The sequence below is a fragment of the Streptomyces sp. NPDC050743 genome, from assembly GCF_044456925.1.
Taxonomy (GTDB): domain Bacteria; phylum Actinomycetota; class Actinomycetes; order Streptomycetales; family Streptomycetaceae; genus Streptomyces.
Genome location: NZ_JBITGJ010000044.1, coordinates 1 through 20,615 on the forward strand (window position 1 = coordinate 1; position 20,615 = coordinate 20,615).

Annotated in this window: 21 protein-coding genes and 2 pseudogenes; 9 read left to right on the top strand and 14 right to left on the bottom strand. The window is 72.1% G+C overall.

The window, feature by feature from the left end:
• Positions 1–273: 273 nt before the first annotated feature.
• The 7 genes and pseudogenes from ACIBJF_RS31950 to ACIBJF_RS31980 form a co-directional block, all read right to left on the bottom strand.
• Positions 274–1,311, bottom strand: a pseudogene (locus ACIBJF_RS31950) (serine/threonine-protein kinase); the annotation flags it as partial.
• A gap of 120 nt (positions 1,312–1,431) precedes the next feature.
• Entirely contained in the window at positions 1,432–2,730 is a 1,299-nt protein-coding gene (locus ACIBJF_RS31955; RefSeq protein WP_399178929.1) for a DUF6986 family protein, read from the bottom strand.
• Between the two features lie 184 nt (positions 2,731–2,914).
• Entirely contained in the window at positions 2,915–3,877 is a 963-nt protein-coding gene (locus ACIBJF_RS31960; protein WP_399178931.1) for an electron transfer flavoprotein subunit alpha/FixB family protein, read from the bottom strand.
• Between the two features lie 55 nt (positions 3,878–3,932).
• Entirely contained in the window at positions 3,933–4,718 is a 786-nt protein-coding gene (locus ACIBJF_RS31965; protein WP_399178932.1) for an electron transfer flavoprotein subunit beta/FixA family protein, read from the bottom strand.
• 217 nt (positions 4,719–4,935) lie between these two features.
• Positions 4,936–5,445: a flavin reductase family protein gene (locus ACIBJF_RS31970; protein ID WP_399178934.1), complete on the bottom strand. Its 510-nt coding sequence runs from the start codon at positions 5,443–5,445 to the stop codon at positions 4,936–4,938.
• A 44-nt stretch (positions 5,446–5,489) separates the two neighbouring features.
• Positions 5,490–5,570: a putative leader peptide gene (locus ACIBJF_RS31975; protein ID WP_351617915.1), complete on the bottom strand. Its 81-nt coding sequence runs from the start codon at positions 5,568–5,570 to the stop codon at positions 5,490–5,492.
• 83 nt (positions 5,571–5,653) lie between these two features.
• Positions 5,654–6,067, bottom strand: coding sequence for a TlpA family protein disulfide reductase (locus ACIBJF_RS31980; protein WP_399179009.1), 414 nt, complete (start codon positions 6,065–6,067; stop codon positions 5,654–5,656).
• Between the two features lie 75 nt (positions 6,068–6,142).
• Here ACIBJF_RS31980 and ACIBJF_RS31985 point away from each other — a divergent pair, with 75 nt between their 5' ends.
• The gene (locus ACIBJF_RS31985) at positions 6,143–6,559 is read left to right on the top strand and encodes a DUF4395 domain-containing protein (protein ID WP_399178936.1); all 417 of its coding nucleotides are present in this window, start codon (positions 6,143–6,145) and stop codon (positions 6,557–6,559) included.
• A gap of 188 nt (positions 6,560–6,747) precedes the next feature.
• Positions 6,748–7,476 (top strand): lysophospholipid acyltransferase family protein, encoded by a 729-nt coding sequence (locus ACIBJF_RS31990; protein WP_399178938.1) that lies wholly within the window; start codon positions 6,748–6,750, stop codon positions 7,474–7,476.
• Positions 7,477–8,028: 552 nt separating this feature from the next.
• On the opposite strand, the gene ACIBJF_RS31995 is transcribed toward ACIBJF_RS31990, so the two are convergent.
• From ACIBJF_RS31995 to ACIBJF_RS32010, 4 genes are all read right to left on the bottom strand, one after another.
• A complete protein-coding gene (locus ACIBJF_RS31995; protein WP_399178939.1) occupies positions 8,029–8,619 on the bottom strand; it encodes a transglutaminase domain-containing protein in 591 nt (196 codons plus the stop codon).
• Positions 8,620–8,697: 78 nt separating this feature from the next.
• On the bottom strand, positions 8,698–9,768 hold the full coding sequence (locus ACIBJF_RS32000; protein ID WP_399178941.1) for a threonine aldolase family protein: 1,071 nt from the start codon (positions 9,766–9,768) through the stop codon (positions 8,698–8,700).
• Complete coding sequence (locus tag ACIBJF_RS32005; protein WP_399178942.1) at positions 9,765–10,556, bottom strand: SDR family NAD(P)-dependent oxidoreductase; 792 nt, start codon at positions 10,554–10,556, stop codon at positions 9,765–9,767. The genes ACIBJF_RS32000 and ACIBJF_RS32005 overlap by 4 nt, the downstream gene beginning before the upstream one ends.
• Complete coding sequence (locus ACIBJF_RS32010) at positions 10,553–11,950, bottom strand: DUF6421 family protein (RefSeq protein ID WP_399178943.1); 1,398 nt, start codon at positions 11,948–11,950, stop codon at positions 10,553–10,555. The genes ACIBJF_RS32005 and ACIBJF_RS32010 overlap by 4 nt, the downstream gene beginning before the upstream one ends.
• 393 nt (positions 11,951–12,343) lie before the next feature.
• On the opposite strand from ACIBJF_RS32010, the gene ACIBJF_RS32015 reads away from it, so the two are divergent.
• Positions 12,344–13,027: a glycerophosphodiester phosphodiesterase gene (locus ACIBJF_RS32015; RefSeq protein ID WP_399178944.1), complete on the top strand. Its 684-nt coding sequence runs from the start codon at positions 12,344–12,346 to the stop codon at positions 13,025–13,027.
• Between the two features lie 3 nt (positions 13,028–13,030).
• On the opposite strand, the gene ACIBJF_RS32020 is transcribed toward ACIBJF_RS32015, so the two are convergent.
• The gene (locus tag ACIBJF_RS32020) at positions 13,031–13,570 is read right to left on the bottom strand and encodes a GNAT family N-acetyltransferase (protein ID WP_399178946.1); all 540 of its coding nucleotides are present in this window, start codon (positions 13,568–13,570) and stop codon (positions 13,031–13,033) included.
• Positions 13,571–13,641: 71 nt separating this feature from the next.
• Between ACIBJF_RS32020 and ACIBJF_RS32025 the strand changes: the two genes are divergently transcribed.
• Both ACIBJF_RS32025 and ACIBJF_RS32030 read left to right on the top strand, forming a co-directional pair.
• Positions 13,642–14,034, top strand: coding sequence for a VOC family protein (locus ACIBJF_RS32025; protein WP_399178947.1), 393 nt, complete (start codon positions 13,642–13,644; stop codon positions 14,032–14,034).
• 958 nt (positions 14,035–14,992) lie between these two features.
• Positions 14,993–15,757, top strand: coding sequence for a VOC family protein (locus ACIBJF_RS32030; RefSeq protein ID WP_399178949.1), 765 nt, complete (start codon positions 14,993–14,995; stop codon positions 15,755–15,757).
• A 52-nt stretch (positions 15,758–15,809) separates the two neighbouring features.
• On the opposite strand, the gene ACIBJF_RS32035 is transcribed toward ACIBJF_RS32030, so the two are convergent.
• Both ACIBJF_RS32035 and ACIBJF_RS32040 read right to left on the bottom strand, forming a co-directional pair.
• On the bottom strand, positions 15,810–16,289 hold the full coding sequence (locus tag ACIBJF_RS32035) for a MarR family winged helix-turn-helix transcriptional regulator (protein ID WP_399179011.1): 480 nt from the start codon (positions 16,287–16,289) through the stop codon (positions 15,810–15,812).
• A 224-nt stretch (positions 16,290–16,513) separates the two neighbouring features.
• Complete coding sequence (locus ACIBJF_RS32040; protein WP_399178950.1) at positions 16,514–18,106, bottom strand: FUSC family protein; 1,593 nt, start codon at positions 18,104–18,106, stop codon at positions 16,514–16,516.
• Between the two features lie 175 nt (positions 18,107–18,281).
• Here ACIBJF_RS32040 and ACIBJF_RS32045 point away from each other — a divergent pair, with 175 nt between their 5' ends.
• The 4 genes and pseudogenes from ACIBJF_RS32045 (at position 18,282) to ACIBJF_RS32060 (ending at position 20,570) form a co-directional block, all read left to right on the top strand.
• A complete protein-coding gene (locus tag ACIBJF_RS32045; protein WP_399178952.1) occupies positions 18,282–18,839 on the top strand; it encodes a DUF5134 domain-containing protein in 558 nt (185 codons plus the stop codon).
• Positions 18,840–18,951: 112 nt separating this feature from the next.
• Positions 18,952–19,689, top strand: coding sequence for a phosphatase PAP2 family protein (locus tag ACIBJF_RS32050; RefSeq protein WP_399178953.1), 738 nt, complete (start codon positions 18,952–18,954; stop codon positions 19,687–19,689).
• A 33-nt stretch (positions 19,690–19,722) separates the two neighbouring features.
• Positions 19,723–19,845 (top strand): annotated as a pseudogene (locus ACIBJF_RS32055) (phosphatase PAP2 family protein); the annotation flags it as partial.
• A 35-nt stretch (positions 19,846–19,880) separates the two neighbouring features.
• Positions 19,881–20,570, top strand: a complete 690-nt coding sequence (locus ACIBJF_RS32060) for an HAD family hydrolase (protein ID WP_399178954.1) — start codon at positions 19,881–19,883, stop codon at positions 20,568–20,570.
• Positions 20,571–20,615: the final 45 nt, after the last annotated feature.

Consider the following 20,615-nt stretch of genomic DNA (forward strand, 5'->3'; position numbering starts at 1 on the left):
CACCAGGCATGCAGGCAGTTCCACATGGTGCGGGCCGCGTGCCCCTGATCATCGGCCGTACGAATCCCGGCAGGGGACAGTGCCAGTCGGGCACGGTGCCCGAACTGCCGCTTCACCAGGCCGAGTTCGCTCACAACGATCACCATACTACAGTTGGTCCATGTCACCACGCTGGAACCCTGATCCCGATGTCAGGACCGGACGCCACGTCGTCCACAACCTTCACGTCCACTTGGTGTTCGTGCCTTCGGCGTACGACGGCAGCGGATGCGTGGGCCCTCCGGCCCGGGGAGCCGGGCCGTGGGCGGACGTCCGCCCGGCCGGGTCCGGCGGTACCGGGCCGAAGCCGGGCGGCACGGACGGCGCGCTGCGCCGGGTCGGTTCGGACGCCGGGGGCGGCGTCACGCGCAGGGTGGTCGTCGGGACGTCCCGGGTCCGCGTCCGAGCCACCTCGCGCAGCGCCTCGCGGGCCTCCTCGGCGTCCGGCCGGGCGTCCGGGCACTTGTCCATCAGGCGCCGCAGGACCGGCGCCAGCGGCCCGGCCCGGTGGGGCTCGGGCAGGGGCTCGGAGACGATCGCGGTGAGCGTCGAGTAGGTGGACGTACGGCGGAAGGGCGAGGCGCCCTCGACGGCCGCGTAGAGGGTGGCGCCCACGGCCCACACGTCGGCGGGCGCGCCCGGCTCGGCGCCCTGGGCGCGCTCGGGGGCCAGGTAGTCGAGGGAGCCGACGAGTTCGCCGCTGCGGGTCAGGCGGGTCGCTGAGCCGTCGCCGGGGTCGTCCATGGTGGCGATGCCTAAGTCGGTCAGGACGACGCGGCCGGAACGGTCGAGGAGGATGTTGCCGGGCTTGACGTCGCGATGCAGGACGCCGGCACGGTGGGCGGCGGCCAGCCCGTCCGTCACCGCCGCGCCGATGCGCGCCGCCTCGTACGGGTCGAGGGTGCCGCGCTCGCGCAGGACGTCGTCCAGGGACGGCCCGTCGATCAGCTCCATGACGATCAGCGGGCGCCCGTCGACCTCGGCGACGTCGTCCACGGCGACCACGCCGGGGTGGCGGACCCGCGCGGCGGCCCGGGCCTCGCGCTGCATGCGCAGCCTGAGCTCGGACAGTTCCGGTCCGGCCGCGTCGGTGTAGGTGCGCAGTTCCTTGACGGCGACCTCGCGGCCGAGGACCTCGTCCACCGCCCGCCAGACCACGCCCATGCCGCCGCGGCCGAGCCGCGCGGTGACGCGGTAGCGCCCGGCCAGCAGCCGGCCGGCCCCGTCGTCCGCGCGCCCGTACTCCTCCGGTCCCTGCTCCCCCGAAGACACCGCCGCCCCGTTCCTCTGTCGTCCTTGCTCGCGTCCGCCTGGTCGATGCGTGGCGACCAGCGTACGGGGCGGCGGTGCCGGGCCTCACCGCCGGCCGGGGGCGTGACCGGTCCGCGACCTCTACTTCGCAAAGGCCGTCAGGTCACCGCGCCGGGGGGCGGCGAAGCCCTCCAGGTCGGCGCGGGTCAGTCCGGTGAGGCGGGCGACCTCGGCGATGTCGAGGGCGCCGCAGTCCAGGCCGCGCAGCAGATAGCCGCTGAGGGCCTTGGCGGTGGCGGGCTCGTCCATGACGTCGCCGCCCGCGCGGTTCGCGTACCGGGCGAGGCGGGCCGCGGCCTGCTCGAAGCCCTCGCGGTAGAAGGCGAAGACGGCGGCGTAGCGGGTCGGGATGTGGCCGGGGTGCATGTCCCAGCCCTGGTAGTAGGCGCGGGCCAGGGCGCGGCGGGTGAGGCCGTAGTGCAGGCGCCAGGCGTCGTGGACCTTCGCGGTCGGGCCGACGGGCAGGACGTTGGTCGAGCCGTCGGAGACGCGCACCCCGGTGCCCGCCGCCGCGACCTGCATGACCGCCTTGGCGTGGTCGGCGGCCGGGTGGTCGCTGGCCTGGTAGGCGGCGGAGACGCCGAGGCAGGCGCTGTAGTCGAAGGTGCCGTAGTGCAGCCCGGTGGCGCGGCCCCCGGCGGCCTGGATCATCCGGGCGACGGTGGCGGTGCCGTCGGTGGCGAGGATGGACTGGCTGGTCTCGATCTGGATCTCGAAGCCGAACCGGCCGGCGTCCAGGCCGTGCGCCTTCTCGAAGGCCTCCAGCAGGCGCACGAACGCGGTGACCTGCTCGGGGTATGTCACCTTCGGCAGGGTGAGGACCAGGCCCTGGGGCAGGCCGCCCGACTCGACGAGGCCGGTGAGGAAGACGTCGAGGGTGCGGATGCCCCGGTCGCGTACCGCCGCCTCCATGCACTTCATGCGGATGCCCATGTACGGCGCCGCCGTGCCGTTGCGGTACGCCTCCGCGATCAGGCGGGCCGCGCGGGCCGCCGCCTGGTCCTCCTCGGCGTCGGGGCGGGGGCCGTAGCCGTCCTCGAAGTCGACGCGCAGGTCTTCGATCGGCTCGCGTTCCAGCTTGGCGCGGACGCGGGAGTAGACCGGCTCGGCCAGTTCGTCCGCGAGGCCCAGGACGGCCGCGAAGGAGGCGGCGTCGGGGGCGTGTTCGTCGAGGGCGGCGAGGGCCTGGTCGCCCCAGGAGCGGATGGTGTCGGGGCCGAAGGCGTCGCCGGGGACGTAGACGGTGTGGACGGGCTGCCGGGTGCCGGGGTCCCCGGGGTAGCGGCGCTCCAGCTCCGCGTCGACCGGTGCGAGGGAGGCGCTGATCTCCTCGCTGACGGCGCCCGCGAGGCTTGTCGCCACCTTCTCCTGCTGACCCATCCCACACCCTCCAATTTTCCGCTGTACGGAATCAACAATCCGTAGAATGAAGTTATCCGTGCGGTTCTCGCTGGTCAACACCCCGTCCGGACCGTGGGCGGCACCCGGCGGATCGTCACCAGGATGCACCGAGGCCCCGGTGACCGCGTCGGTCACCGGGGCCTCGGGTGTGCCTGAGTGGGGCTCAGCCCTTGCGGGCCTTGATCTCCTCGGTCAGCTGCGGGACGACGTCGAACAGGTCGCCGACGACGCCGTAGTCGACCAGCTCGAAGATCGGGGCCTCGGCGTCCTTGTTGACGGCGACGATGGTCTTCGAGGTCTGCATACCGGCACGGTGCTGGATCGCGCCGGAGATGCCGTTGGCGATGTACAGCTGCGGCGAGACCGACTTACCGGTCTGGCCGACCTGGTTGGTGTGCGGGTACCAGCCGGCGTCGACGGCGGCACGCGAGGCGCCGACGGCCGCGCCGAGGGAGTCGGCGAGGGCCTCGATGATCGCGAAGTTCTCGGCGCCGTTGACACCACGGCCACCGGAGACCACGATCGCGGCCTCGGTCAGCTCCGGACGGCCCGTCGACTCACGCGGCGTACGCGCGGTGATCTTCGTGCCGGTCGCCTTCTCCGAGAAGGACACGGACAGGGCCTCGACGGCGCCGGCGGCCGGGGCGGCCTCGACGGCGGCCGAGTTCGGCTTGACCGTGATGACCGGGGTGCCCTTGACGACACGGGACTTGGTGGTGAACGAGGCGGCGAACACCGACTGGGTGGCCACCGGGCCCTCGTCGCCGGCCTCCAGGTCGACGGCGTCGGTGATGATGCCGGAGCCGATGCGCAGCGCCAGACGGGCGGCGATCTCCTTGCCCTCGGCGGAGGAGGGGACCAGGACGGCGGCCGGGGAGACGGCCTCGTAGGCGGCCTGCAGGGCGTCCACCTTCGGCACGACCAGGTACTCGGCGTACTCGGAGGCGGCGTGGGTGAGAACGCGGGTCGCGCCGTGCTCGGCGAGCGTGGCGGCGGTGTCGGCGGCGCCGTTGCCCAGGGCGACGGCGACGGGCTCGCCGAGGCGGCGGGCCAGGGTCAGCAGCTCCAGGGTGGGCTTGCGGACGGCACCGTCCACGTGGTCGACGTAGACGAGGACTTCAGCCATGGGAATGCTCTCCTGCGAAAACGGAAGTTGAGGGGCGGTCAGCGGGGGCGAGCCTTTAGATGAACTTCTGGCTCGCGAGGAACTCAGCGAGCTGCTTTCCGCCCTCGCCCTCGTCCTTGACGATGGTGCCGGCCGTGCGCGCCGGGCGCTCGTTCGCGGCCTCGACCTTGGTGAACGCGCCGTCCAGGCCGACCTCTTCGGCGTCGATGTCCAGGTCGGACAGGTCCCAGGACTGAACCGGCTTCTTCTTGGCCGCCATGATGCCCTTGAAGGAGGGGTAACGTGCCTCGCCCGACTGGTCGGTGACCGACACGAGCGCCGGGAGCTGCGCCTCGAGCTGCTCGGAGGCCGCGTCGCCGTCACGACGGCCCTTGACCACGCCGTCCTCGACGGAGACCTCGGACAGCAGGGTGACCTGCGGGACGCCCAGGCGCTCGGCGACCAGGGCCGGGACGACACCCATGGTGCCGTCGGTGGAGGCCATGCCCGAGACGACCAGGTCGAAGCCGGCCTTCTCGATCGCCTTGGCCAGCACCAGGGAGGTGCCGATGGCGTCGGTGCCGTGCAGGTCGTCGTCCTCGACGTGGATGGCCTTGTCGGCACCCATGGACAGCGCCTTGCGCAGCGCGTCCTTGGCGTCCTCGGGGCCGATGGTCAGGACGGTGACCTCGGCGTCGTCCGCGTTCTCCGCGATCTGGAGGGCCTGCTCGACCGCGTACTCGTCCAGCTCGGAGAGCAGACCGTCCACGTCGTCGCGGTCGACGGTCAGGTCATCGGCGAAGTGCCGGTCGCCAGTGGCGTCGGGCACGTACTTCACAGTGACAACGATCCTCAAGCTCACGCCGGCTCTCCTACTGCATCGTCATTTCCGGGCTGCCTCTTGCACGCAGCATAGGCGCCTCAAGCGGCCGATTCCGGTCGGGGCGTCCGCGCGCTCCGACCGAAATATTACTCGTCAGTACACCCAGTTCATGCCCGCTAAGCAAGCGCTTTGAACTGTGACCTTCGCAACGCAGCGTAACCGGAATTCGACGGCTTCGCAGGCGGGGCGGACGTGATCAATCCCGCAGGCCGTTGAAGCGGCCCTGGTGGTAGAGGAGGGGGCGGCCGGCGCCCGTGGGGTCGCCCAGGACGACCTCGGCGAGCACGATCCGGTGATCACCGGCCGGGACCCGGCCGACGATCCGGCAGACCAGCCAGGCGAGCACGTCGTCGAGCACCGGTACGCCTTTTGGGCCCTCGCGCCATGCGGTCGGCGCGCCGAAGCGGTCGGCGCCGCTGCGGGCGAAGGTGGCGGCCAGCTCGCTCTGGTGCTCGCCGAGTATGTGGACGCCGATGTGCTCCGTCTCGGCTATCGCGGGCCAGCTGGAGGCGCCCGTGCCGATGCCGAAGGAGACGAGCGGGGGCTCGGCGGAGACCGAGGTGAGGGAGGTGGCGGTGAAGCCGACCGGGCCAAAGGCACCACGCGCGGTGATCACCGCCACACCGGCGGCGTGCCGACGGAAGGTGGAGCGCAACAGGTCGGGAGACGCGAGCTGAACAGTGCCGAGTTCGGGCGAGGCCGTCATGGAGTTGTCCTTCTGCTGGAGGTCGCGAGCTGGGCCGTCGGGTCTCAACAGCCCGGACAGATGGCGCTCGCGGTGCGGGCGAGGTCGACGTGGACCCGCCCGTGGAGAAGGAGTTCGGTCGGCATACGGTCAGGCTGACGATAGTTGGTGCGCCCAGTCAAGCACGGTCCGGGATGCGGAAGGCACCGCACCGTGTCCTGAGGGCCCCTCACACGGCCTCGCCGAGTGCCGCGATGACGTCGGCCTTGCGGGGCTGTCCCGTGGCCCGCCGCACGACCCGTCCGTCGGCGTCGAGCACCAGCACGGTGGGCGTCTTCAGGATCTCCAGTTCGCGTACGAGGTCCAGATGGGCCTCGGCGTCGATCTCGATGTGGGTCACCCCGGGGACGATTCCGGCGACCTCGCCGAGGACTCGCCGGGTGGCCCGGCAGGGCGCGCAGAAGGCGCTGGAGAACTGGACCAGCGTGGCGCGTTCGCCGAGGTCACCGCCCAGATCGGCGGCTCCCAGCCGCTTGCCCTCGTCCCGCCCGCGCACCCGTACTCTCCCGCTCCGCCGCTTGTGCAGCACTCCGGCGGCGCTCGCCACGACGAGCACCGCCACGCACACCACCAGTCCGGTCATCATCTGCACAAGCATTCACGAGACTGCAAAGATTCCCGCCTCCCGCGGGAGTTTCCGTTGCGGAATGCTGGATTCATGGACATCGACGTGAGGGGGCCGCGCTTCGGGGCGGCCGTGACGACGGCCGTTCTGGCCGTGGCACTGAGCCTGGAGAGCACCTGGCTACTGGGCTGGCAGACGCTGGCGTTCGCGGTGGGAGCGGCCGCGGGTGTGCAGCGGTCGCCGTACGGCTGGGCGTTCCGTACGGCCGTACGGCCGCGGCTCGGGCCGCCGAAGGAGTTCGAGGCGCCGGAACCGCCGCGGTTCGCACAGGCCGTGGGGCTGGTCTTCGCCGGGCTCGGCCTCGTCGGGTTCACCCTGGGACCGCAGTGGCTGGGCCTGGCCGCGACGGGCGCTGCCCTCGCCGCCGCGTTCCTGAACGCGGCGTTCGGCTACTGCCTGGGCTGCGAGATGTTCCTGCTGCTGAAGAGGGCCACCGTACGGGCGGAGTAACACGGGCTCAAGGATTCGAGGTGGAATGTAGGCCGACGTGACGAGAATCTCGCCGCCACCGGGCACCAGGGCTGGCTACCCGTCCGTTCTTCGGGCACGATCTGCGAGACGCCGTAAACCTACGGCTGCGTAACTTTCCCGCCGGGAGCCCCCTTTCCCGAGCAGAGCAGAAAGGGTCCGTCCCGCCCATGGCAGAGCTGGTCTACCGTCCCGTCATCGGATTCGCCAAGACGATGTTCAAGGTCTGGGACCTGAAGATCGACTGCCAGGGGTCGGAGAACATCCCGCGCTCGGGCGGCGCCGTGCTGGTGAGCAATCACATCAGCTATCTGGACTTCATCTTCAACGGCCTGGCGGCCCTGCCGCAGAAGCGCCTGGTGCGCTTCATGGCGAAGGACTCCGTCTTCCGCCACAAGATCTCCGGTCCGCTGATGCGCGGCATGAAGCACATCCCGGTGGACCGCAAGCAGGGCGAGGCGGCCTACGCGCACGCGCTGGACTCGCTGCGCTCCGGTGAGGTCATCGGGGTCTTCCCGGAGGCCACCATCTCGCAGTCGTTCACGCTGAAGAGCTTCAAGTCCGGTGCTGCCCGGCTCGCCCAGGACGCCGGCGTCCCGCTGATCCCGATGGCGGTGTGGGGCACCCAGCGGCTGTGGACCAAGGGCCACCCCCGCAACTTCAAGCGCAACCACCTGCCGGTCACCATCCGCGTCGGCGAGGCGGTCGAGGCCCCCCGCGACCAGTACGCGGGCGCCATCACCCGCCGGCTGCGCGAGGGCGTCCAGGAACTGCTGGAGGCCGCGCAGCGCGCCTACCCGGGCCGCCCCAAGGACGCCACGGACTCCTGGTGGCTGCCCGCCCATCTGGGGGGCACGGCACCGACGGTGGAGCAGCTGCGGGCGGCAGAGGCCATCTGACTTGCGGCGCCTTGGCCGGGGGTTGGGCGGCTCCAGTGGTTCGCTCGGCCGCGGTCCGATAAGGGCTGGGCACGCGCAGTTCCCCGCCCCTGAGAAGTCGCAGTGCCGTCGGCTTCACGGCGCACCGGCACCCGGCGGCACGTGGTGACGAGGCACCAGGATGGCTGATTCTTCTCCGACTTCCCGGAGCAGGGGGTCTCGCGCATATACCCCTGCCGCAGGATCTGCCGGGCTACGTCGACCAGTTCGGCGACCTGCGGTAGGACGCGGCGGGCAGACCGCGCAGGATGCCGACCACCTGCGGCCGGGTGACCAGTCGCGCTGATCGGGGCGGCTCGGCGCCGGAGGCCGGAGGCACCGGTTGCGGCGTCCACGACCTGCCCGAGCACCCGGCCGCCCGTCGCCGCACAGCGTGCCGCCGGTCGCCGCCGCCGGGTACTGCACCAACGTGCGTGTGGCAGCGGGCAGTCCCTTGCGGCCCGTGCCTCCTGCGAACCGGCGGATGCCTGTTCCTCCGTGCGATCGCGCCGGCGTCCCGGGGTTCCCCCGCCCTCAGAGTGCGGCGGGCAGCGTCTTCCATAGGTACGGCCGGTCCGGGGCCGCCTTCAGGGCGTCGAGGACGACCGGGTGCGGTTCGGCGTACAGCACCGGATAGTCCAGTTCGCCGGCCGAGGGGTCGGGGATCCAGGCCAGCCGCTCGCCGTCCAGGGAGAACCGGGCGTCCACGCCCGGCTTGTTGCCGCGCGGGTCCTGCCGGTGCCAGGCGCCGTGGAAGCGGACCGCGACCAGTCCGTGCACGGCGTGGCCGCCCTCGTCGTCGGTCAGCCGCTGGTAGCAGAGGGCCGTCGGGATGTCCTCGGCGCGCAGCAGGGCGGCCAGGGCGTGGGCCTTGGCGTAGCAGATACCGGTGCCCAGAGCGAGCACGTCGGAGGCGCGCCAGGTGACGCGCAGGTCGCCGGAGTCCTGGGAGTGCGGGATGGTGTCGCGGACGAATTCGTAAGCGGCCCGTGCATAGGCATACGAGTCGCTTGCTCCGGCGGCCAGCTTCCCTGCGGTCTCACGCACCACGGGATGGTGATGGTCGATGACCTCGTCCGCGGCCAGATAGGCGGACAGATCGGCGGTGTTCTGGATCAGCTCCATGCCCGCAGAGCATAGGAAAGCGATCACTCGACAGTCAATGACCTTTCGAGTGACCGCATACCTATGCACGACTGGGGGCTAGCGCGCCATCTCCTCCTTCAGCGCGGCCACGAAGGTGTCGACGTCGTCCTCGGTGGTGTCGAAGGAACACATCCAGCGCACCACCCCGGCAGCCTCGTCCCAGAAGTAGAAGCGGAAGCGCTTCTGCAGGCGCTCGGACACGTCGTGCGGCAGCCGCGCGAAGACGCCGTTGGCCTGCACCGGGTACAGGATCTCCACGCCGTGCACCGCGCGCACGCCCTCGGCGAGCCGCTGGGCCATCTCGTTGGCGTGCCGGGCGTTGCGCAGCCACAGGTCCTTCGCCAGCAGCGCCTCCAGCTGCACCGAGACGAAGCGCATCTTGGAGGCCAGCTGCATCGACAGCTTCCGCAGGTGCTTCATCTGCCGCACCGCGTCCTGGTTGAGGACCACGACCGCTTCGCCGAAGACGGCGCCGTTCTTGGTCCCGCCCAGCGAGAGGATGTCGACGCCGACCGCGTTGGTGAACGTGCGCAGGGGCACGTTCAGCGAGGCGGCCGCGTTGGCTATCCGGGAGCCGTCCAGGTGCACCTTCATGCCGTGCGCATGGGCGTGCTCGCAGATCGCGCGGATCTCGTCCGGCGTGTAGAGGGTGCCCAGCTCCGTGCTCTGGGTGATCGACACGACCTGCGGCATGGCGCGGTGCTCGTCCTCGAAGCCCCAGGCCTGCCGGTCGATCAGCTCGGGCGTGAGCTTGCCGTCCGGCGTGGGGACGGTGAGCAGCTTCAGGCCGCCCATGCGCTCGGGCGCCCCGCCCTCGTCCACGTTGATGTGGGCGCTCTCGGCGCAGATCACCGCGCCCCAGCGGTCGGTGACCGCCTGGAGCGCGACCACGTTCGCGCCGGTGCCGTTGAACACCGGGAAGGCCTCCGCGGTGGCCCCGAAGTGGCTGCGGATGATCCGCTGGAGGTTCTCGGTGTACTCGTCCTCGCCGTACGCCACCTGGTGGCCGCCGTTGGCGAGGGCCAGGGCGGCCAGCACCTCCGGGTGGGCCCCGGCGTAGTTGTCACTGGCGAAACCGCGGACCTCGGGGTCGTGATGACGACGCGCGTCGGTCCTGGGAGGGTTCACGGCTTCTCGGTCAGCCACAGACGATTTCCGTTCACTTCCGCGGCGGGCTTGCTCCAGACGCCCTCGATGGCCTCGGCGAGGTCCTTGACGTCCGTGAAGCCCGCGAACTTCGCGTTGGGGCGTTCGGCGCGCATCGCGTCGTGCACCAGCGCCTTCACCACCAGGATGGCAGCAGCCGCACGCGGACCGGCCTCGCCCCCCGCCTTGCGGAAGCCGTCGGCCATGGCCAGCGTCCACGCCTCGGCGGCGGCCTTGGACGCGGAGTACGCCGCGTTGCCCGCGGTGGGCTTCGACGCACCGGCGGCGCTGATCAGCAGATACCGGCCGCGGTCGCTGCGCTGCAGGCCGTCGTAGAAGGCCAGGGAGGTGTGCTGCACCGTGCGGATCAGCAGCTTCTCCAGCAGGTCCCAGTCCGCGAGGCTCGTCTCCTCGAAGGTCGCGCTGCCGCGCCAGCCGCCGACCAGGTGGACCAGACCGTCGATCCGGCCGTGCTCCTTCTCGATGCGGTCGGCCCAGGCACGGGTCGAGTCCAGATCGAGCAGGTCGACCGTCTCGCCGGTGACCGTGGCGCCGCCGCGCGCGTAGCGGGCCGCGTCCACGGCCTCCGCCAGGCGCTCGGGGTTGTTGTCGGCGCCGACGACGACCGCTCCGGCCTCGGCGAGCCGGACCAGGACCGCGTGTCCGGCGGGACCGCCCGCGCCGGCCACCGCGATCACCGCACCGCTGAGAGACCCGTTGTTCGCCACGTTCTTCCCCTCTGAAGCAGTGTTCTGGACGCGGTCGCTCACGCGGCGACCGGCTCGGCGCTGTCCGCCGTGATGCCCCTGGTGGAGGCGATCACATTCTTCAGCTTCTTGGACAGGGCCTCGTAGAACATGCTCAGCGGAAACTCGTCCGGAAGCACGTCGTCCACGAGCTTGCGCGGCGGCTGGGTCAGGTCCAGGGCGTCCAGGCCCTTGGCCCACTTGGAGCCGGGGTGCGGGGCGAGGTAGGTGGCGACCAGCTCGTAGCCGGCGAACCAGTGCACGAGCTTGGGGCGGTCGATGCCGTCCTTGTAGAGCTTCTCGATCTCGGCGCACAGCTGGTTGGTGACCTGCGGGGCGCGCTCCCAGTCGATGGAGAGCTTGTTGTCCGTCCAGCGCACCACGTCGTGCTTGTGCAGGTAGGCGAAGAGCAGCTGGCCGCCGAGGCCGTCGTAGTTGCGCACGCGGTCGCCGGTGACCGGGAAGCGGAACATCCGGTCGAAGAGCACCGCGTACTGCACGTCACGGGCCTGCGGGACGCCGTCCGCCTGGAGCTTCACGGCCTCCTTGAAGGCGGTGAGGTCGCAGCGCAGCTCCTCCAGGCCGTACATCCAGAACGGCTGGCGCTGCTTGATCATGAACGGGTCGAACGGCAGGTCGCCGTGGCTGTGGGTGCGGTCGTGGACCATGTCCCAGAGAACGAAGGCCTCTTCGCAGCGCTTCTGGTCGTGGACCATCGCGGCGATGTCCTCGGGCAGCTCCAGGCCGAGGATGCCGACGGCGGCGTCGGTCACCCGGCGGAAGCGGGCGGCCTCCCGGTCGCAGAAGATGCCACCCCAGGAGAAACGTTCCGGCGCCTCGCGCACGGCGATGGTCTCCGGGAAGAGGACGGCCGAGTTGGTGTCGTAGCCGGACGTGAAGTCCTCGAAGGTGATGCCGCAGAACAGCGGGTTGTCGTAGCGGGTGCGCTCCAGTTCGGCCAGCCAGTCCGGCCAGACCATGCGCAGCACGACCGCCTCCAGGTTGCGGTCCAGGTTGCCGTTCTGCGTGTACATCGGGAAGACGACCAGGTGCTGCAGGCCGTCCGCGCGGTTCGCGGCGGGCTGGAAGGCCAGCAGGGAGTCCAGGAAGTCCGGCACCTGGAAGCCGGCCTCGGCCCAGCGGCGCAGATCCTTCACCAGGGCGTGGTGGTAGGCCTCGTCGTGCGGGAGCAGCGGGGACAGCTGTTCGACGGCGTCGACGACACGCCGTACGGCGGCCTCGGCGTCCGCCCTGGCCGGGGCGCCCTCGGCCTCGAAGTCGATCGATCCGTCCTTGGACTGCCATGGCCGGATCTGCTCCACGGCATCCTTGAGCACGGGCCAGGCCGGGTGTTCAACCACCCTGGTCGACGAAGGAATCTGTCCCTCCGTACCCGCTTGCACAAGAATTTCCGTCATGTCCCATCCTCCACGGGAGAAGCTCGCGTAAGGACACCGTATGCATACCCCGTTTCAGCCAGCAAGAGGCAGATCGGGAAATCTTTCAGTCCATCCCCTTGGTCACCGACATTTTTCCTGCCGTAAACCGTGATGGCGCTCACTTCCGCCGAGTTTCCCCGGCGGCCGGTGCCGCGGCGATCCGGTCGGTCAAGGGGCGGGGACTCGCCACGGCAGGGTGCCGGCGGGGGCCTGTACCGGCCGGCCGACGGACGCCACGCACCCATATGCCTTGTGCACGTGCGGGTTCATCGCGGGGTCCGGCCGTTAGGCTGCGACTCTGCCCGCGCGCGGACGACGGAGTCCGCCCGTTCCGCGCGTGCCGAGCCGCCGTCGACGGAACGGAGTCGAACCTTGAACTTCCTTACCATCGGTCACCGCGGGGTCATGGGTGTCGAGCCCGAGAACACCCTTCGTTCCTTCGTCGCCGCGCAGGACGCCGGCCTCGATCTGATCGAACTCGATCTGCACCTGAGCAAGGACGGCGCCCTGGTCGTCATGCACGATGCGGAAGTGGACCGCACGACCGACGGCACCGGGCCCATCGCCGACAAGACCCTGGCCGAGCTGCGCTCCCTCGACGCGGGCCTCGGGGAGCGGGTGCCCGTGTTCGAGGAGGTCCTGGACGCGGTGCGCACGCCGCTCCAGGCCGAGATCAAGGATGTGGCGGCCGCCCGGGCCCTCGCGGCGGTGATGCACGAGCGCGACCTGGTCGGGCGGGTGGAGGTGTCCTCGTTCCACGACGACGCGGTAGCCGAGATCGCCCGGCTGGTGCCGGGCGTGCGCACGGCGCTGATCGGGGGCCGCTACGGCACGGACATCGTGGAGCGCGCGGTCGCCGTGGGCGCGTCGACCCTCTGCCTCAACATCCGCCGGCTCACCCTGGAGATCGTCGAGCACGCGCGCAAGTCCGGGCTGCGAGTCATCGGCTGGGTCGTCAACACCCAGGATCATCTGCGGCTGGTCCGCGCCCTGGAGCTGGACGGCGCGACGACCGATTTCCCGGAGATCAAGCGCACCGGGCGCTTCACGGCCTGACGGTCACACGAGCTTCTTGACCAGCAGCTCGAACTGCAGGTCGTCGCGCTGCGGGATGCCGAAGCGCTCGTCGCCGTACGGGAAGGGCGACATCTTTCCCGTACGGCGGTAGCCCCGGCGCTCGTACCAGGCGATCAGGTCGTCCCGCACGGAGATCACCGTCATGTGCATCTCGGTGACGCCCCAGGCCTCGCGGACCTGGCGTTCGGCCTCCGCCATGACCGTCTTGCCGAGACCCGCGCCCTGCAGGGTGGGACTGACCGCGAACATGCCGAAGTAGGCGTGGTCGCCTCGGTGTTCCAGCTGGCAGCAGGCGATGATCCGGCCGTCCTGCTCCACGGTCAGCAGCCTGCTCTCCGGCGACTTGATGACCTCCAGCACGCCGTCGGGATCCGTCCGCTGCCCCTGGAGGATGTCCGCCTCGGTGGTCCACCCGGCCCGGCTGGAGTCCCCGCGGTAGGCCGACTCGATCAGCGCGACCAGCGCGTCGACGTCGGCGTCGGTGGCGTCGCGGAAGGTGGGGCCGGCGGCGGGGGTGTCCATGGAACGGTCTCCGATTCTCGGGCGTGACTGAGCCAGGGTCGAGGGTAACCCTGCCACTAGGCTGCGCCTGCATGGTGCACGTACTCAGCAGCCGGATCCTGCTCACCCCCACCGACCCCGAGCGCTCCCGGACCTTCTACGGCGAGCAGCTGGGGCTGTCCGTCTACCGCGAGTTCGGTACGGGGCCCGAGCGCGGGACGGTCTACTTCCTCGGCGGCGGCTTCCTGGAGGTCTCCGGGAGGTCCGAGGCGCCGCCGTCGCCCGCGATCCGGCTGTGGCTGCAGGTCGACGACGTGACGGCCGCGCACGAGGAGCTGAAGACCAAGGGCGTCGACATCGTCCGGCCGCCGGTGAAGGAGCCGTGGGGCCTGGTCGAGATGTGGATCGCCGACCCGGACGGCATCCGCATCGCGGTGGTGGAGGTACCGGAGGACCATCCGATGCGGTACCGGCCGGGTATTTAGGGGGCTGGGTTCTGGCGGCCGGCCGCCTGGCGACTGGGTTCTTGGCGGCTGGGCTCCTGGCGCCGGGTTCCTTGCGCTGGGCATCTGGCGCCAGGCCTCCGGGTCACAGGCAGCCGGGCCTCCGGGCGGCGGCGGCCGAGCTTCAGGCTTGTGGCCTCCGGGCAACGGGCAGCCGAGCCAGTGGCCGCGGAACCAGTGGCGACGGAGCCTCTAGCCTCTGGGCCTCCAGGGCCACTGGCATCCGAGCCTCAGACCGGTGGCCTCCGGACCACGGGCAGCCGAGCCAGTGGCGGCGGAGCCTGTACCTCCGGGCCACTTGCCTCCCGCCCCCTGGACTCCGGGGTCCTGGCGCCGGGCCTCCAGCGTCTGAGCCACTTGCCTCGGGACCCCTGGACTCCTCTGGCGCCGCGCCCAGCCTCTGGCGCCGGGCTCCTGACGCTGCGGCCTCAAGCGTCCCAGCCGCTCGCCTCCGGACCCCCTGGACTCCCCTGGCGCCAGGCATCTGCGCCAGGCCCCGGGCGACTGGCGGCCAGGCCTGTGGCCTCTGGCGGCCGAGCTTCTGGTCCTGTGGTCTCCGGACCACTACAGCCCGGCCACTGGCCTCCGGGCCACAGGCAGACGAGCCAGTGGTGGCGGAGGTTCCAGCCTCCGGGCCACTTGCCTCCCGCCCCCTGCACTCCGGGGTCCTGGCGCCGGGCCTCCAGCGTCCTGGCCACTTGGCTCCGGGCCCTGGACCCCCTGGCGACCGGCCTCTGGCGCAGAAGTCCAGCCGCCCGGCGCCAGTGCGCAGCCGGGGTGTCCATGGCCGGAACCCTCGCGCACGCCGCTCCGGCCGGACAAGGGATTTCCCCGCCCGCCGGGACCGTCCCGGTTGGCCGGGGCGAGGAGCCGGGGTTAGCGTGCCGGGAGAGCGCTCTGTGCGGCGCGGCAGGCCCGACCCGGCCGGAAGGAACCCCTGATGAAGTTCGACAAGCCGGTCACCGGCGGACCGTGCTGGACCGAGCTCGGGACCAGCGATCTGGAGGGGGCCAAGCGGTTCTACACCGAGTTGTTCGGCTGGCGGCCGGATACCGACCCGCGGCAGGAGGCGGGCGGGTACACGGTGGCACACCTGGGAGACGCGGCGGTCGCCGCGCTCACCCCGCTCTACCAGGAGTCCCAGCCGGTGGCGTGGAACGTCTCCTTCGCGGTGACCGACGCGGACGCGGCGGTACGGCGGGTGGAGGAGGCCGGCGGGACGGTGATCCTCGGCCCGATGGACGTGTTCGACGTGGGCCGGTTCGCGGTGGCCCTCGACCCGACCGGCGCGGCGTTCCAGCTGTGGCAGGCGCGGGCCTTCCCCGGCGCCGGCCTGTTCAACGCGCCCGGCACCCTCGGCTGGGTCGAGCTGGCGACCCGGGACACCGAGCGGGCCCGGGACTTCTACACCACGGTGTTCGGCTGGAGCGTCAACGCCTCGGAGTGGTACACGCAGTGGGGCATCGACGGCGACGACTTCGGCGGCATGGCCGACATGGGCGACCGGTTCCCGCCCGAGGTGCCGCCGCACTGGCTGCCGTACTTCGCGGTGGACGACGTGGACGCGACGGCCGAGGTCGCGCAGCGGGCGGGCGGGGCCGTCGTCCTCGCCCCCGTGTCGGTGCCCGACGGCCCGCGCATCGCAATCGTGCGGGATCCGCAGGGCGCGGCGTTCGGAGTGCACCAGGCCGGCGAGGAGGGCTGAGACCCTGCGCTTGCCTGCGCTGCGCCTGTGCCGAGGCCGGCGGCGACCCGCCCTACGCCCGCAGCGCCCCCATCCGGCCCTCCAGGCGGCCGAGCAACTCGGCCAGCAGATCGGACAGTTCGCCCTGCCCCTCGGGAGCCAGCACGCTCAATACGGCTGTTTCATAGGCGAGTTGGTCCGGGAGGATGCCGTCGACTACGTCGCGTCCCGTGTCGGTGAGGCGGACGTGGGCGACGCGGCGGTCGCGGGTGTCGCCGCGTCGCTCGACCAGTCCGCGTTCGGTGAGCTGCTTGAGCCGCTTGGTGACGGCGGCCCCGGAGGAGAAGGTCTCGCGGGCAAGCTCCCCAGGGGTCAGCTCGTGGCCGGTGCGGCGCAGTGCGCCCAGCAGGTCGAACTCGGGACGGCTGAGCCCGGCCCGGCGCAGCGGCGCGTCCTCGGCCTGCTGGAGGAGCGCGGCACACCGGTTGATGCGCCCGATGACCTCCATGGGCCCGGTGTCCAGCTCGGGGTGAACGGCCCGCCACTGCCGCACGACGGCCGCGACGGTGTCATGGCGAGCGGCAGGGTCGGCGCCGGGAGTGCTCCCGGCCCCGGTCCCGGTCGCCGGTCCGCCGGGGTGGGCGGCTCGGCCGGCCTCGGTGTCGGTGTCGGCGGGGCCGCGACCGTCCGCCGGTTCCGCGCCGGCAGGCCGGTGGCCACCCGCCCGGCCCGTGTCGGCCGTGTCGTCCGCCGGCGCCTGTCCGCCGTTCCTCGCCGTCATGGCCGTATGTCCTCCGTCGTCCTGCCCGGGTCCTGGACCGGATCCTGGTTCCGGTGCCGCGGCACGAACCCCTGACGTCGTACCGTCGCCGCGAGCGTACGGTGCCCTGCCTGCTCGGCGAGCACGACCCGTTCCTCGGGCAGGGCGCGCTGCCACCACTCGCCGGACGCGGCGTCGGCCGTGGCACCCAGGTCCGCGAGGGCGGCGGCGAGGCTGCGCCGGGCCGACTCCAGGGCGCGGGGTGCCGGGTGCGGCTCGGCCAGCAGCCGGGCGGCGTTCTCGCGGGCGCGTTCCGCCGTGGCCAGCGCGTGTTCGAGGCGGTCGCCCGCGCGCCGGTTGGTGACGGCGACGGCCGCGACGAAGCCGACCAGCGCGCCGACCAGGGTGTCCGCGACCCGCTCGCTGATCAGCTCGGCCGGGTTCTGGGCGCGGGCGAACTCGGTGATGAGCAGGGCCATCGGGGTCACGCAGACGGTGCCGAGCCAGTAGTTGCGGGCGATCAGCGCCTCGGCGCCGAAGTTGAAGGCGAGGCAGCACAGCACCAGCGCCACCGGGTGGAGATGGGCGAGCGGGGCGATGACGGCGAACACGAGGACGCCGACCACGTTGCCCACGACGCGCTGGATGCCCCGCCTCCAGGTGAGGGTGACGTTGGCCTGGTAGAGGGAGGCCGCGGTGACCAGCGCCCAGTAGGGGCGGCCCACCCCGAGCGCGAGGGAGGCATAGCCGGCGAGCGCGCAGCCGATCGCGGTGCGCGCGGCGATCGGGGCGAGGGGAGCCAGACGATGCCGCAACGGCCGTCGGCGGAGGGAGAGTTCGGTGTCGATGCCGAGGAGTTCGTCGGCGGACTCGCGGGGGGACGCGACGCGCGGTATCCGCCCGGTGCCGCGCAGCTCGCGGGCCCAGGCGCGCAGCCGTGCGGGGTCGGTGTCGGCGGGGGCGGCGAGGGCGACCTCGGCGCGGACGAGGAGCCGCTCCCGGGCGTGCCCGTCGGCGGTGCCGCGCGTGTCGGCGTAGGCGGCGGCCGCGTTCAGGGCCTGGGCGGTGGCGCGGCGCTCGGGGCCGTGCGGGCGGAGCAGCCCCGGTGCCATGCCGACCAGCCAGGCCCAGGCGCCGGCGGCCAGGGCCAGCCCGACATGTCCGGGCACCTGGCCGGGGGTCTGCGGCGCGAACAGCGAGGCGGAGCTGATGAAGGTCAGAACCACGTTCCCGGGCGGTCCGAGCCGGGTCGCGTCGCTCACGGTCTTCTGGACGGCGGCCATGACGGCGCCGACGGTGACGAGGACGACGGCGTTGCTCGTGAGCGATGCGGCCAGCAGCGAGACCGCGAGGCCGACGACCATGCCGAGCACGACCCACGCCAGGACGCGGGCACGGGCGGCGTAGGGCCGGCTGTGGCCGTAGAGCGCGCACAGGGACCCGGCCATCGTGTACATCGCGAGGTCGAGGCGGCCGAGCGCCACCAGGATCAGGTTGGCCGGCGCGACCGCGGCGACCACGCTCAGCGCGGGCTTGAACCAGATGTCGGAGGGCCGCCCGAGGCGGAGCACTCCGGCAAGGGGAAGTCGATGGAGGGTCGCACTGCTCATACCACTAAATTAGCATGTGTTTTACTCGTAAAATTCCTGGCTTCCCTGCCCCCCAGGGGCCCGCTCACCTGCCGTGCTCCGCCGAATGCTCCCCGTGTACCCCCTTGCGCTCGCGTGCGCTCCGCACGGCGTGGGCATCGCATCCCTCGACCGACCGTCGAACGGGGAGGTGCGCGTGCACGGACCGGTACCGGCAGCGTGGCTGCTGGTCGCCCTGTGCGCGGCGACCGGCGCCTACTGCCTGCTGCGGATGCGCAGCCGTGTCGAGGAGCAGCGCAGAGCCGCGGGCGGCGAGGCGCTGATGGGCTTCGGCATGGCCGTGATGGCCGTACCGGCGGCCGCGTTCTCGCCGCCGAGGTGGGCGTGGCCGGTGTACGCGGCCGTGTTCGGCGCGGCGGCACTGCGCGCGCTGTGGGCCGCGCGCTCCGCCCCGCATCACCTGCACCACCTGGTGGGCACCTGCGCGATGGTCTACATGTCGCTGGCCATGGCCGCGGCCCCGCCCGGCGCCCACCATGGGCACGGCGCCTCGGGGATGCCCCTGCTGACCAGCGTGCTGCTGCTGTACTTCGCGGGTTACGTGCTGCTCGCCGGCGCCCGTCTGGTGCCGGCCGCAGCCGCGGTGGCCGGGGCCGGCGGCGGCCCGGTCGGCTGGGGCGACCGGCCCGAGCTGGCGCGGACCTGCCGGCTGTCGATGGGGATCGGCATGGTGGCGATGCTGCTGGCCATGTGAGCCGGGTCTTCGTAGGTGCGTTGTCCGGCTGGGAGACCCCCTGTCGGCACCGCACGCCGCGCGGGTCGGCCCGATGGTGGCCGACGGCCTCCCGATCCACAAGGATCACGGCATGCCCCGCAGCCCCCGCCAGAGTCAGAGCCCCCGCCCCAGCGCGATCGCACCGCCCCGGCCCCGCCCACCGAGCCTGCGTGCCGCGGCCCTCCTCGCCGCCACCGTCGGCATGGGCTGCGCGCTGCTGACGGCCCTCGTCGTGGTCCGCTGGCACCCTCTGCTCACCGTGGACGGCGACGTCTCCCGCGCGACCCACCACTGGGCGGTGCACGACCACGCTCTCACACACATCTTCCGGGTGCTGACCGACTGGGTCTGGGATCCGCTGACGATGCGTCTGGTGAGCGCGGTCGCCGTGGTGTGGCTGGTGTGGCGGCACGCCGCCTGGTGGACGGCGCTGTGGCTGGCGGTCACCGTGGGCCTCGCGGCGGTCGTGCAGCAGTCGTTGAAGAGCGCCGTCGACCGGCCCCGCCCGGTGTGGCCGGACCCCGTCGACTCCGCCGGGTACGCGGCCTTCCCTTCCGGTCACGCCATGACGGCCACCGTGGTGTGCGGCCTGCTGCTGTGGCTGCTGCACCGCTTCGGCGCCGGCCGCGCCCGCCGGCGTACGGCCGTGGCGGCCGCCGTGGTCTCGGTGGTGGGCGTGGGCCTGACCCGGGTGTGGCTGGGCGTCCACTGGCCCTCCGACGTACTCGGCGGCTGGCTGTACGGCGCGCTGGTGGCGGCCCTGGCCGTGGCCGCCTACGAGTGGCCACGCCCCCGCCACACCGACACCGCCCCGCATCGACCCGGATAGGGCCGGCGGCCTGCTGCCGTGGCGGCCGCCCTGGTCTCGGTCGTGGGCGTGGGCCTGACCCGAGTGCGGCTCGGCGTCCACTGACCCTCCGACGTACTCGGCGGCTGGCTGTACGGCGCGCTGGTGGCGGCCCTGGCCGTGGCCGCCTACGAGTGACACCCTCGCGCAGCGGCCCGGATAGGGTCAGGTGCATGGCTGCAGTGTTGTTCGACTTCTCCGGAACGCTCTTCCGGATCGAGTCCACCGAGTCCTGGCTGCGTGCGGTGCTGGCCGAGGCGGGGCACACCCTGCCCGAACCCGAACTCAAGGCGACCGCGCGGGCCTTGGAGACGGCCGGCGCGTTGCCGGGCGGAGCGGATCCGGTGGAGCTGCCGGCGTACCTGGCCGGTGTCTGGGCGGTGCGGGACGAGAGCGCGAAGCTGCACCGGGCCGCCTACACGGGCCTGTCCCGGCTGGTGCCACTGCCTGACCCCGGGCTGCACGACGCGCTGTACGAACGGCACAAGACCCCGGCCGCCTGGGCCCCGTACCCGGACGCCCCCGAGGTGCTGCGCACGCTGCGCGAGCGCGGGATCGGCGTGGGCGTGGTCAGCAACATCGGCTGGGATCTGCGCCCGGTGTTCCGCGAGCACGGGCTCGACCAGTACGTGGACACGTACGTCCTGTCGTACGAGCACGGCGTGCAGAAGCCGGACCCGCGGCTGTTCTCGGTCGCCTGCGCGGCGCTGGACGCCGATCCGCGGCAGGTGGTGATGGTGGGCGACAGCAAGGAGGCGGACGGTGGCGCGGCCGCGCTCGGCTGCCGGGTGCACTTCGTCGACCATCTGCCGGTGACGGACCGGCCCGACGCGCTGCTGCCCGTGCTGAACCTGGTGAGCTGAGGCCCGCGGCGCTGCTCCCCGTGCACGACCCGCCGGCCGCGCGGG